This window comes from Raineyella antarctica, from assembly GCF_900092135.1.
GTDB lineage: Bacteria > Actinomycetota > Actinomycetes > Propionibacteriales > Propionibacteriaceae > Raineyella > Raineyella antarctica.
In genome coordinates this window covers 329921-343443 of record NZ_FMYF01000001.1, presented here as the reverse complement: position 1 = coordinate 343443, position 13523 = coordinate 329921, and the positions used below count along the sequence as shown (strand labels likewise).

Sequence of the window (13523 nt, the reverse complement as noted above, 5' to 3'; positions counted from 1 at the left end):
GGGGCGGTATGTGAGAATCGGGCCCGTGACGATCACAGCAGCAGCGGACGGCTCCTCCCTCGGCAATCCCGGCCCGGCCGGATGGGCGTGGTACGTCGACGACGACTGCTGGGCCTCCGGCGGGTGGCCGGTCGGCACGAACAACATGGGTGAGCTGATGGCCGTGCTCGACCTGCTGCGCCAGACCGCGCACGTGGACGAGCCGTTGCACGTGCTGTGCGACAGCCAGTACGCGATCAACGTCGTCTCCAAGTGGTCGAAGGGCTGGAAGAAGAAGGGCTGGAAGAAGGCCGACGGCAAGCCCGTCCTCAACGTGGACCTGGTCAAGGACCTGGACGCCGCGATGCAGGGTCGCACGGTCACCTTCGAGTGGGTCCGCGGACACAACGGGCACGAGATGAACGAGGCGGCCGACCTGCGCGCCCGGGCCGCGGCCACCGCCTACCAGCGGCACCAGGACCCCGATCCCGGCCCCGGCTTCCCGGGAGCCGGCACCGGTGGCGGACCGCTTCCGTCCTTCGCCGACCTCGGCGGCGGGCCCGAGGTGGAGGGCACCGACCCGGCCGACGACTACCTCCAGCCGGAGCTGTTCTCCGACGAGCCCGCCGGCCCGGAGCTCGACCTGCCCGACGTCGACCAGGTCGTCGAGCTGGAGCGCTGGCTGCACGGCGCCGATCCGTCCGAGGACACCAGCGAGTGGGCCAGCCTGCTGCACTCCGGATGGTTCCGGGTCCGGGCGGACGGGACGCTGCACCACCGGGCCGACGTGCTCAGCGGGGTGCTCTCCCCCGACCGGTGCGACCTCGACGTGATCGAGGCACGGCGGGTCCGTCCCGACGAGGTCCTGCTGCTCACCCGCGGCGTGGCCGGCGACGGCACCCCCCAGACCACGCTGCGGACGACGCTGTGGGTCCGCGAGGGCGCGCAGTGGCAACAACGCTTCGAACAGGTGACCGCCGAGGCCTGAGCACGTGGCGCCCGGCAACTCCGGGCAAGGCTTCACGCCCGACCGGCCAGGAATCCTACGGTCGGACCATGGATCAGATCACCGCTGCTCTCCCCTCGTCCGTCACCGTCACCGAGGGCCGGGGCGGTCTCACCGCCCTCACCGTCGACACCGCCCGCTGCCGCGCGGAGGTCTACCTCCACGGCGCCCATGTCACTGCCTGGCAGCCCGCCGGCCAGTCCCCCGTGCTCTGGATGAGCGAGGCGTCCGCGTTCGCGGCCGACCAGCCCATCCGCGGCGGTATCCCGGTCTGCGCGCCCTGGTTCGGCACCGGGCGTGACGGCGACAAGGCTCCGGCCCACGGCTGGTTCCGGGTATCCCCCTGGCAGCTCACCGGCGCCGAGGACAACGACGGCACCGTACGCCTCACCCTCCACCTCGACGGCGCGGCGGCCGGGCACCCGGGCATCGAGGCCGACTACGTGGTCGGCTTCGGCGACGAACTGACCCTCGAGCTGACCGTGACGACGGCCGAGGACCTGGTCCTGGAGGAGGCGTTCCACACCTACCTGGCCGTCGGCGACATCGAGCAGGTCACCGTCGAGGGACTCGACGGCTGCAGCTACGTCGACAAGGCGCCCGGCGGCAGCCCCGACAACACCCAGTCCGGCGACGTCACCTTCACCGGCGAGACCGACCGCGTCTACGCGCACACCGGCTCCGCCCGGGTCGTCGACCCGGCCAACGGCCGCGCCATCACGCTGGCCAAGGCCGGCTCGGGCGCGACGGTGGTCTGGAACCCCTGGACCGCCAAGGCCGCCGCGATGCCCGACTTCGGTGACGACGAGTGGCCCGGCATGGTCTGCCTCGAGGCCGTCAACGCGCTGGCCGGCGCGGTCGAGCTCGCCGCGGGAGGTCAGCACACCCTGCAGGCCACGTACTCCGTCACTGCGCTCTGAGTACCTGCTCGTCCGACTCACCGCTCTTTCCGAGCCGTCAGCACTACCCGCGCTGACGGCTCGGACCCTGTCCGGCCCCATCCCCTACCCCTGGAAGGTCCACCGTGGAGTGGCTACACATCGTTTTCGTCGTGCTCGGCATCGGCATCATGCTGCTGCTGAACATGCGCTTCAAGATCAACGCCATGCTGGCGTTGCTGCTGGGCGCCTTGCTGATCGGGCTGATGGAGATGCTCTCCGTCAGCGCCGGCTGGCTGCCCGCACCCCCGCCTGAGTCGGCGCTCACGCCTGCCAGCCTCCTGAAGACCATCCAGACCGGCTTCGGCAGCACCCTTGGTTCACTGGCGATCATCGTCGTGTTCGGAGCGGTGATCGGCAAGCTGATGGTCGACTCGGGGGCGGCCAACCAGATCGCCGAGACGATGATCGAGCGGCTGGGCGTGCGCAACGTCAAGATCGCCATGGTCCTGGCCGGCACCGTGTTCGGCCTGGCCATGTTCTACGAGGTGGCCTTCATCATCATGGCGCCGCTGATCGTGGCGGTCGCCCACGAGGCGAAGGTCCCGTTCATGAAGATCGCGATCCCGGCGATCGCGGCGACGACCACCGCGCACTCCCTGTTCGTCCCGCAGGCCGGTCCGGTCGCCCTCGCCAGTGCGTACGGGGCCGATGTCGGCATGGCGTACGTGTGGGGCATCGTCGTGGCGGTCCCGACGGTCGCCTTCACCGGCTGGGTCCTGCCCCGCCTGCTGGGCAACCTGGACTACGCCACGCCCAGCATCATGCGTCCCGATGAGGAGGTCGCCAAGGAGGACCGTCCCTCGTTCGGGATCTCCCTACTGGTGCCGCTGATCCCCGCGATCGTGATGATCGCCGCGACCGTCGCCAACCTCTGGCTGGACAAGAAGTCCACCGCGTACGCGTGGGTCAACTTCGTCGGATCGCCGATCGTCGCGATCTCGCTGGCCCTGCTGGCGGCCATGTTCTTCTTCGGCACCCGCCGCGGCCGGGACATGGACTGGATCATGGACGTCTTCGGCCTGGCCGTGAAGGCGATCGCCATGGTCGTGCTGATCATCGGCGCCGGCGGCGCCCTCAAGCAGATCATCATCGACACCGGCATCGGCACCTACATCGGTTCGCTGATGACCGGCAGCAGCGTCAACCCATACCTGATGGCCTGGCTGATCACCGTGCTGATCCGCCTCGCCACCGGCCAGGGCGTGGTGTCCGCGATGACGGCCGCCGGCATCATCGGCTCGGCCGTGATGGACCCCGCCACCGGCCACATGATGGCCGGGGTGAGCCCGGAGCTGCTGATGCTGGCCACCGCCGCCGGCTCCAACACGCTGACCCACATCAACGACGCCTCCTTCTGGCTGTTCAAGGGGTACTTCGACCTGTCGGTGAAGGACACCCTGAAGACCTGGGGCCTGCTCGAGCTCTCCAACTCGGTCGTCGGCCTCGTGGTGGTGCTCCTGCTCAGCCTGTTCGTCGGCTGAACATCCGCGGCAGGGGCGGGGCACCCGCACGGCGCACCGCCCCTGTTGTAGCCGCGATCCACCGGCCGTCCCCGCGAGCCGGTCACAGAACCCGTCCGGGAAGCCTCGGACGGGTCGTATGCTTCGGAACAAGGACGCTCTTCGAGCGAGGAGGATCATGACGGTGCCACCTCAGGAGGCTCGGACGGAGCGACCGGGACGCAGGTCCCAGGCCCCGTGGGACGACCACCGGATCATCCGCGCGGAGGTCTACAGCGACGAACTGCTGAACCACCACGCCGTCTCCCTCGCCGACGCCCAGGTGGTCGTGCCCACCGCCCGTCCCGTCGTCAGCCTGCTGAAGCGGATGAAGGACAACCACCGCGCCCTCAGCGAGAGCTACCGGACCGTGATGGCAGCCATCGAGGCCGGCGAGACGATCACGCCGGCCGCCGAGTGGCTGGTGGACAATTTCCACACCCTCGAGGAGCACATCCGCCAGGTCCGCCACGACCTGCCCCGCTCCTACTTCGCCGAGCTGCCCAAGTTGGGCGCCGGCTTCCTGGAGGGCCATCCGCGCATCTTCGGCATCATGTGGGCCTACGTCGCCCACACCGACAGTCTCTTCGATCCCGATCAGCTCGGCGTCTACATCCGCTCGTACGAGAGCCGCAAGGCCCTCACCCTCGGTGAGCTGTGGGCCGTTGCGATCAACCTGCGCATCCTGCTGATCGAGAACGCCCGGCGGGTGGCCGAGCTGGTGGTGCACTCCGGCGTGGGCCGCCGCGCGGCCGACCGGGTGGCGGACCTGGTCCTCGGCGTGGACGGGAACCCGCCACGTCCGCTGGCCAAGGCCCTGCCCGAGTGGCGTACGTACACGCCGAGCCGCGCCTTCTACGTCCAGCTCGTCCGCCGCCTGGCCGAGGCACCCGAGGGCCGGGAAGCGGTCGAGTGGGCGACCGAGCGGTTCACCGAGCAGGAGTCTGCGTCGACCCATGCGGTGGAACTCGAGCACCAGCAGCAGGCCGGCGCCACGCTGACGATGCGGAACATCTTCCGGTCACTGCGGCTGCTGTCCGACGTGAACTGGGAGGAATGGCTGGAGGACGTCAGCCTGATCGAGGCGGAGCTGCGAACGAACGACTGCTACTCCCGCCTGGACTTCGCCACCCGCAACCTCTACCGATCCGCGATCGAACGCCTCGCCCGCGGCTCCGGCCAGCGCGAGATCGACGTCACCCGGCTCGCCCTCTCCCATGCGGCGGCCACGAGCGACGAGGTCAGCAGCGACGTGGGGTACTGGCTGGTCGACGACGGCCGGGCCGAGCTCGAGCGCACCGTCGCCTTCCGACCCACGGCACGTGAGCGACTCGTACGTGGCGTGCGGCGTGCAGGCCTGGCCGGCTACCTCGCCGCGCTGGCAGGGGGGACGTTCATCTCGCTCCTGGTCGGCATGGCCCTGATCCTCCGGTTCGGGCCGGGCGTGCCCTGGGGCTGGTACGTCGTGCTCGCCGTGCTGCTCAGCGTTCCCCTGAGCGAACTCGCCCTCGGCGCGATCAACTACCGCCTCAGCCGCCTCATCCCGGCCACCATCCTGCCGTCCCTCGACCTGGACCTGGGCGTCCCCGACGAGCTCAGGACGCTGGTCACCATCCCGACGATGATCACCTCCGCCGACGGCGTCGACGACCTCCTCGCACAGCTGGAGGTGCACTTCCTGGGCAACGACAACGGGGAGCTCTACTTCGCCGCGGCGACGGACTGGGCCGACAGCGACAGCGAGGTGACCCCGGCCGACCAGGCCCTGCTGGACCGGGCCGTGGCCGGGATCCGTGCCCTCAATGCGCGCTACGGCGACCGCTTCCTGCTCTTCCACCGCGAACGGCGCTACAACCCTGCCGAGGGCGTCTGGATGGGCTGGGAGCGCAAGCGCGGCAAGCTGGCCGAGCTCAACTCCCTCCTGCGCGGCGCGAAGGACACCAGCTACGTGACCGTCGAGGGACGCCGACCGGGCCCCTTCACGTACGTGATCACCCTCGACTCCGACACGATGCTGCCCCGCACCTCTGCCCTGAAGCTGGTGGCCAAGCTCGCCCATCCCCTGAACCGGGCGCGGTTCGACGCCCGGGGACGGGTGTTCCGGGGATACTCCATCCTGCAGCCGCGGGTCACTCCCGCGCTGCCGATGACCGAGGACACCTCGGCCTTCCAGCAGGTCTTCTCGACCACCCAGGGCCTGGACCCGTACGCCTCGGCCGTGTCCGACGCCTACCAGGACCTCTTCGCCGAGGGCTCCTTCGCCGGCAAGGGCATCTACGACATCGACGCGCTGACCCGGGCGCTGGACGACAGGATCCCGGAGAACGCCGTCCTCAGCCACGACCTGCTGGAGGGCAACTACTCCCGGTCCGGCCTGGTCACCGACGTCGAGGTGGTCGAGGGCTACCCCACCTCGTACGAGGTCGCGGTCTCCCGGAGCCACCGCTGGACCCGCGGCGACTGGCAGTTGCTGCCGTGGATCCTGTACCGCCACTCAGGCCTGTCCCGACTCGGCCTGTGGAAGATGACCGACAACCTGCGGCGGTCCCTGGTCCCGGTGTTCTGGGTGCTGGGGGTTCTCGTCGCCCTGGCGGTCCTTCCCCCGGCGGGCGCACTGACGTACCTCGTGGTGGCCCTGATGAGCCTGGTCCTGCCCTTCATCGTCCCGCTGGGGCAGGCCCTGCCCCGGGCGGCCGCCGAGGTCACCGTCGCCAGCCAGTGGCGGGCCTTCGGCCACCAGGCCCGGCAGGGGCTCGCGGCCACCGCGATCAACCTGGTCCTGCTGAGCCACCAGGCCGCCCTGATGGCGGACGCGATCGGGCGCACCCTCGCCCGCCTGTGGTCCCACCGCCACCTGCTGGAGTGGACCACGGCCGAGGCCGCAGGTCGCCACGCCACCGGCACCCTGCGCGGGTTCGTCCGGCTGATGGCCGGTGGTTTCGCCGCCCCGCTGGTCGCCCTGGCGATCGGCGTGCTGCGCGGGCCGATGGTGCTGGCGATCGCCGCTCCCCTCGTCGTGCTGTGGCTGCTCGCGCCGCTGGTCGCCCAGCGCCTCAGCCGTCCGCTCGACCGGGTGGAACTGGAGGCCGGCCCGGACGAGATCACCGAGCTGCGTACGGTGGCCCGTCGGACCTGGCACTTCTTCGAGACCTTCGTCACCAAGGACGACCACTACCTGCCGCCCGACAACTTCCAGGAGGTCCCTGACGACCGGCTGGCGCACCGGACGTCCCCGACCAACATCGGCCTGTACCTGCTGGCCACGATCAGCGCGCGGGACTTCGGCTGGATCGGGATGGGCGAGGCCACCGACCGCCTCGAGGAGACCCTGTCCACCGTCCGGGACCTCGAGCACTACCAGGGCCACCTGTTCAATTGGTACGACACCCGTACGCTCGACCCGCTCCCCCCTCGCTACGTCTCCAGCGTCGACAGCGGCAACCTCGCCGGCCACCTGGTGACCGTGGCGAACACCTGCCGCGAGTGGCGCGAGGCCGCGCCACCCATCGTTGTCGACCCCAGTGGCCTGCAGGACACGCTGCGGGTCCTCGGCGAGGAGCTCGAGGCTCTTCCCGAGACCGACTTCCCGGCGCCGGACCGGACCACCGCCGGGGCGCGGCTGACCGAGATCACCCACGCCGTGGCGACCCTCGGCACGTCCGAGGACCCACTGGAGGACTTGGCGCACCTGCAGGACCTCCTGGTCCGCCTGGTCCAGCACTCCCGCCTGCCGCACCGGCTCACGGTCTGGGCGAACGCCGTCCGCTCCGGCGTCGACTCGCTCGGGCGCGACCTCGTCCTGGACACCGCCGGCCACGACCAGCTCCGCCAGCGGCTCGCCCGGCTGGAGGCCTACGCCCGGCAGGCCTTCGAGGAGATGTCGTTCCGGTTCCTGCTGGACCCCAAGCGCCGGTTGCTGTCGGTCGGGTTCGACGTGGAGGACGGCACCCTCGACGAGTCCTGCTACGACATGCTGGCCTCCGAGTGCCGGCTCGCCAGCTACGTCGCGATCGCCAAGGGTGACATCCGCACCACGCACTGGTTCCGGCTCGGACGGACCGTCACCGCTGCCGGCGGCGGTGCCGTGCTGCTGTCCTGGTCCGGGTCGATGTTCGAGTACCTGATGCCCTCGCTGGTCATGCGTTCCCCCGCCGACGGACTGCTGAACACTACCCAGTTGCGGGTCGTCGCCCGCCAGATCGAGTACGCCCGGGAACTGGGTGTGCCGTGGGGCATCTCCGAGTCCGGCTTCAACGCCCGGGACCAGCAGCTGAACTACCAGTACTCGCCCTTCGGGGTCCCGGGCCTGGGGGTGGTCCGCGGACTGGCCGACGACCTCGTCATCTCGCCGTACGCCACCGGACTGGCCGCCATGGTGCAGCCCGACGACGCGGCCGCGAACTTCCGCGTACTGGCCGAGTACGGCGCCCTCGGACCGTACGGCTACTACGAGGCGATCGACTTCACCAAGTCCAGGCTGCTGCCGGGGACGGACCACGCGGTCGTACGCAGCTACATGGCCCACCACTCGGGGATGACGATCGTCGCCATCTCCAACGTGGTCCACGACGGACTGATGCGCGAGCGCTTCCACGTCGAGCCCCGGGTCCGCGCGACCGAACTGCTGCTGCAGGAGCCCGCCCCGCGCCTGATCCCGATCAGCAACGCCCGCCGCGAGGAGATCAGCACGACGCGTACCGTGCGGGCGGTCGTCCGCCCCTCGGAGCGCGCCCTCGTCGGACCGGCCGCCCTGGCGCCGGCCGTCCACCTGATGTCGAACGGGCGGCTGAGCATGGTCCTCACCCCGGCGGGTGGAGGGCACGTGCTGTGGCGTGGTTCGGCGATCACGCGCTGGCACGCGGACCGGACCAGCGACGAGGCCGGGGACTACCTCTACTTCCGGGACGACGACACCGGACGGGTCTGGTCCGGCGCGGCCCTCCCGTTGCGGGTCCAGCCGACGGACTACGCCGTGCACTTCAGCGAGGACGGCGCCCGGTACTCGCGGCGCGACGGGTTCCTCACCACGACGGTGTCGCACTTCATCTCGCCGGAGACCGACGCCGCCGTTCGGCGCGTGGTGATCCGCAACCACGACCGACGGGCGCGGCGGCTGACCGTGACCTCGTACGCGGAGCTCGTCCTGGGCCGGATGGCCGACCACGACGCGCACCCGGTGTTCTCCAAGATGTTCGTCCACACCGAGTACCTCCCGGAGCTGGGGGCGATCCTGGCGACGCGGCGACGCCGCTCGCCGGAGGAGCCCGAGGTGTGGGCGGCCCACCTGCTGGTGACCAAGCGTGGAGCGATCGGTGACCCGGTGGCCGAGACCGACCGCCGGCAGTTCCTCGGCCGCGGCCGGACCCCGCGTGATCCGCAGCGGCTGGCCGGCGATACCGGGCCGGGCCTGACCGGCTACGTGCTGGACCCGATCTTCTCCCTGGCCCAGCACGTCGAGATCCCCCCGGACGGCCGGGCCACCCTGTCCTTCTGGACGGCCGCGGCCTCCTCCCGCGAGGAGCTGCTCGCCGTGGTCGACCAGCTACGCTCCCCCGGCGCGTACGACCGGGCCACCGCCCTGAGCTGGACCCAGAGCCAGGTGCAGCTGCGGCACCTGGGCATCACCGACGACGAGGCCGGCCACTTCCAGAACCTGGCCGGGGCAGTCGTCTACCCCACCGAGTCGAGGCGCTCCTCGGCCGAGACGCTTCGGGCCGCCGGCTCACAGGCCGACCTGTGGCCCCTCGGGATCTCCGGGGACCTGCCGATCCTGCTCGTCCGGATCGAGGACATCGCCGACATGGAGATGGTCCGCCAGGTCCTGCGGGCGGTGGAGTACTGGCGACTGAAGCGGTTCTCGGTGGACGTCGTGCTCCTGAACGAGCAGTCGACCTCGTACGCCCAGGACCTGCAGCACGAACTGGAGCGGCATGCGGCCGGCCTCCAGACCCGGACCGGCTCCCCCGACTCCACCGGCACCATCTACGTGGTGCAGGCGGACTCCGCGGCACCCAGGACGCTGGCGACCCTGCTGGGAACAGCCGCCGTGGTGCTGCTGGCCCGGCGCGGAGACCTCACCCGCCAACGGGCCGCAGGACTGCCGAAACCCCTCCCGCGAGCCTTGGCCGCCCTCGGGGCACGGCGCGAACGGCAGTCCCCGCCGCCCCCCTACCCGACCGGCGACCTGGTCCTCTGGAACGGCTACGGCGGGTTCACCCCCGACGGGCGCGAGTACGTCGTCGTCCTCGACGACGCGAGCACGCCGGCGCCATGGACGAACGTGGTGGCCAACCGGCAGTTCGGGTTCCAGGCGACCGCGGAGGGTGCCGGGCACACGTGGTGGCGCAACAGCCGCGACAACCAGCTCACCCCCTGGCACAACGATCCGGTGACGGCACCGGTCTCGGAGGCGCTGTACGTCCGCGACGAGGCGACCGGCCAGGTCGCCTGCCCCACCGCCTCCCCGGTCGCCGGCGGCAGGCACGTCGCCCGCCACGGCTTCGGCTACACCACGTACGAGCACACCACGAGTGACTCCGTCGACCTGCGCCAGACCGTCTTCGTGGCACCCGAGGACCCGGTCAAGCTCTCCCTGCTGCGGATCGTCAACCACTCGCGCAGGCGCAAGACCTTCACCGTGACCAGCTACGCCGAGCTCGCCCTCGGGTCGGACACCCGCTCGTCCTCCCGGCACCTGGTCACGTCCGTCGACGACGACTCCGGCGCCTTCCTGGTCCGGAACCCCTGGGCGACGCAGTTCACCGACCAGGTGGTGTTCTTCGACATGCAGGGCGCCCAGGAGACGTGGACCGGCGACCGACTGGAGTTCCTCGGCGTCCAGGGCAGCACTGAGATGCCCTCCGCCATCGATGACGGCCTACCGTTGTCCGGCCGGGTCGGGGCCGGCCCGGACCCCTGCGCGGCGCTCCAGCGCACCGTCGAGGTCGACCCGGGGGCCGCGGTGGAGCTCGTGGTGGTGCTGGGTGCTGCCCACACCACCGAGGAGGCCCGCAGTCTCGTCCACCGCTACCGCAACACCGATCCGCACCGGGTCCTGGAGGCGGTCCGGGACCAGTGGCAGGAGCGCCTCGGCTCCATCCAGGTCAGCACGCCGGAGGCCGGCTTCGACCTGATGGTCAACGGCTGGCTGCTCTACCAGACCTGGACGGCCAGGATGCTGGCCCGGGCCGGCTTCTACCAGCTGTCCGGGGCGTACGGCTATCGCGACCAGTTGCAGGACTCGATGGCGATCGCGCTCGTCGACCCGGCGCTGACCCGTGGCCACCTGCTGCGCGCGGCCGGACGCCAGTTCCTGGAGGGGGACGTCCAGCACTGGTGGCTCCCCGAGACCGGTGCCGGGATCCGCACCCGGATCAGCGACGACACCATCTGGCTCGCGTACGCGGTCTGCCACTACGTCCGGCTCACCGGGGACGCCGCGGTGCTGGACGAGCAGGTGCCCTTCCTGGAGGGCCCGCTGTTGGAGGAGGACCAGACGGAGGACTTCTTCGTGCCGACGACCTCCACGCGGACGGCGAGCCTGTACGAGCACTGCGTCGCCGGGCTGCGGCACGCCTTCCCGCACGGCCAGCACGGGCTGCCCCTGATGGGCACCGGCGACTGGAACGACGGGATGAACCGGGTCGGTGTGGACGGCAGGGGCGAGAGCGTGTGGCTCGGCTGGTTCCTGCACACCACCCTGACGGGCTTCTGTCCCCTGGCCACCCGTCGCGAGGACGCACCCACGCTGCAGGAGTTCCGCACCGAGCAGCAGCGCCTGCTCCGCGCCCTGGAGACCCACGGCTGGGACGGCGAGTGGTACCGGCGCGGCTACTTCGACGACGGCACCCCGCTCGGCTCGGCCCACCGCCCCGAGTGCCGGATCGACGGCATCGCCCAGAGCTGGGCCGTACTGTCGGGCGCCGCCCAGCCGGAGCGGGCCGAACAGGCGATGGAGCAGCTGCAGTCGCAGCTGGTGCTGCCCGAGGACCGCCTCGTCCGGCTGTTCACCCCACCGTTCGACGTGTCCGAACCTGATCCCGGCTACATCCGGGCCTATCCCCCGGGCGTCCGCGAGAACGGCGGCCAGTACACCCACGGCGCCCTCTGGTCGATCTTCGCGTGGTCGGCGCTGGGACGTACGGACCGGGCCGCGACCACCTTCGGGATGATCAACCCGGTCAACCACGCCCGGACCCGGGCCGAGGCGGACACCTACCGGGTGGAGCCGTACGTGGTGGCGGCGGACGTGTACGCGGCCGAGCCGTACGTGGGCCGGGGCGGCTGGACCTGGTACACCGGGTCCGCCGGCTGGATGTACCGGGCCGGTCTGGAGGCCATCCTGGGGCTGCACCGCGAGGGCCAGCACCTGGCGCTGCGTCCCTGCCTGCCGCCAGAGTGGCCCCGGGTCAGCATCCGCTACCGCTTCGGCACCAGCACGTACGACATCGACATCGACACTCATGGCAGCGATGCCCGGAGGATCACCCGACTGACGCTCGACGAGGCCGACGTCCCCTGCCCCGACGACCTCGCCCGCATCCCCCTGGTGGACGATGGCAACACGCACTGGGTGTCGCTGATCCTGAGTGGGAAGGACGAGGAACGTGGCTGACCGACCCGACTGGGCGACCATCCCCAATGCCGTCACCCTGCTCCGGTTCCTGCTGCTGGGGCCGGTGTGCTGGCTGGTCCTGCAGGGCCCCAGCGGCCACCCGCTGCCGCTGGTCCTGCTGCTCGTCTGGGCGAGCACGGACTGGATCGACGGCTTCCTGGCCCGGCGCCTGGACCAGAGGAGCCGCACCGGTGAGGTGATGGACCCGATCGCGGACCGGATCGGGATCGCGCTGGTCGCCCTGTCACTGGCTCTCGCCGGAGTGCTGTCCTGGTGGGCGGTCGGGATCATCGCGGCCGTCGACCTGCTCTCCCTCCTCGTCGCCGGCCCTGCCGCGGCCCGGGGGGACATCCACGTCTCCCGACTCGGGAAGGTCCGCACGGCGCTGATGCTGGTCGCCATAGCGGCCCTGGTGGCGGCCGTCTCCTTCGCCCCGGGCCTGACCACGGCCGCCCTGGTCCTGGTCTGGGCAACGGTCGGCCTGCACGTGGTCACCGGCGCCACGTACGTCATCGAGGTCGCCGCGGCGAGCCGCAAGGAAGTGGAGCGGTGACCTGGCCCGAGCGGGCGACCCTGGTGGGCCGGGGCCGGCTGGGCTCCGCGCTGAGACGTGCCCTGGCCGCCGAAGGGGTGGCGACCACCTTCGTCGGGGGCCGCGCCGCCGAGCAGCAGTCCGCTGGACGGCAGGTCGCCGAGCAGACGGCCACCGCCGACCTGGTGGTCCTGTCCGTCCCCGACGACGCCATCGCGGCCGTCGCCTCCCGTCTCGCTCCCCTGCTGCCGCACGGCACGACTGTGGTGCACTGCTCGGGTGCGCTGGGCACCGATGCCCTGCAGTCGTGCGCGGACCGCGGACTGCCGACCGGCGCCTGGCACCCGATGCAGGCCTTCGCCTCCGTCGCGAGCCCGCTGCAGTCCGGCATCGGCTGGGGCATCACGGCGGAGCCGGACCCGGCAGCGCGCCTGGCCGAGCTGTCCCGCCGGCTCGGGGGCCACCCCTTCGTGGTCCGCCCCGAGGACCGGGCGCGGTACCACGCGGCCGCGGCGATGGCCTCCAACTACACCGACGTCCTGGTCCACCACGCCACGCTCCTGCTGGAGGACTGCGGGCTGGACCCGGCGGACGCCCTGCGAGTCCTGCTTCCCCTGGTCCGGACCAGCCTGGACGGGCTCGAACTGGCCGGGCTGCCCGACGGCCTGACCGGCCCGCTGGCCCGCGGCGACGTCGGCACGATCCGGCGCCACCTGGCGGCGCTGGCCGACCGCCCCGAGACCGAGCGGTTCTACCGGGCCGCCGGACTGGCCGCCATGCCGCTGTTGCGCGAGCGCGGCCTGGATGCGGCGACGCGGCACGAACTGGGCACGATCCTCGGGGAGGATCCGGGCGACGGGAGCTGACGCTCCCTCGCGCGTGGCTGAGGCCCGGCTGAGCATCCGCCGGGAGAACCCCCGCCGGAGGCCCGTACGGATGCCGCTGTGCGGAA

General features: G+C 71.3%; 6 protein-coding genes. All 6 read left to right on the top strand.

Annotation, left to right across the window (positions count from 1 at the left end; all coding sequences use genetic code 11):
• The first annotated feature begins 25 nt into the window (after positions 1-25).
• The 6 genes from GA0111570_RS01535 to GA0111570_RS01510 all read left to right on the top strand — a co-directional run bounded on the left by GA0111570_RS01535 (position 26) and on the right by GA0111570_RS01510 (position 13437).
• Positions 26-967 (top strand): RNase H family protein, encoded by a 942-nt coding sequence (locus GA0111570_RS01535; protein WP_092605642.1) that lies wholly within the window; start codon positions 26-28, stop codon positions 965-967.
• A gap of 68 nt (positions 968-1035) precedes the next feature.
• Positions 1036-1905 (top strand): D-hexose-6-phosphate mutarotase, encoded by an 870-nt coding sequence (locus GA0111570_RS01530; protein ID WP_092605640.1) that lies wholly within the window; start codon positions 1036-1038, stop codon positions 1903-1905.
• Between the two features lie 104 nt (positions 1906-2009).
• Entirely contained in the window at positions 2010-3407 is a 1398-nt protein-coding gene (locus GA0111570_RS01525) for a gluconate:H+ symporter (RefSeq protein ID WP_092605638.1), read from the top strand.
• 157 nt (positions 3408-3564) lie between these two features.
• Entirely contained in the window at positions 3565-12039 is an 8475-nt protein-coding gene (locus tag GA0111570_RS01520; RefSeq protein WP_139283111.1) for a GH36-type glycosyl hydrolase domain-containing protein, read from the top strand.
• A complete protein-coding gene (locus GA0111570_RS01515; protein WP_092605634.1) occupies positions 12032-12592 on the top strand; it encodes a CDP-alcohol phosphatidyltransferase family protein in 561 nt (186 codons plus the stop codon). Before GA0111570_RS01520 ends, GA0111570_RS01515 begins: the two co-directional genes overlap by 8 nt.
• A complete protein-coding gene (locus GA0111570_RS01510) occupies positions 12589-13437 on the top strand; it encodes a Rossmann-like and DUF2520 domain-containing protein (protein WP_175557266.1) in 849 nt (282 codons plus the stop codon). Before GA0111570_RS01515 ends, GA0111570_RS01510 begins: the two co-directional genes overlap by 4 nt.
• Positions 13438-13523 lie beyond the last annotated feature (86 nt).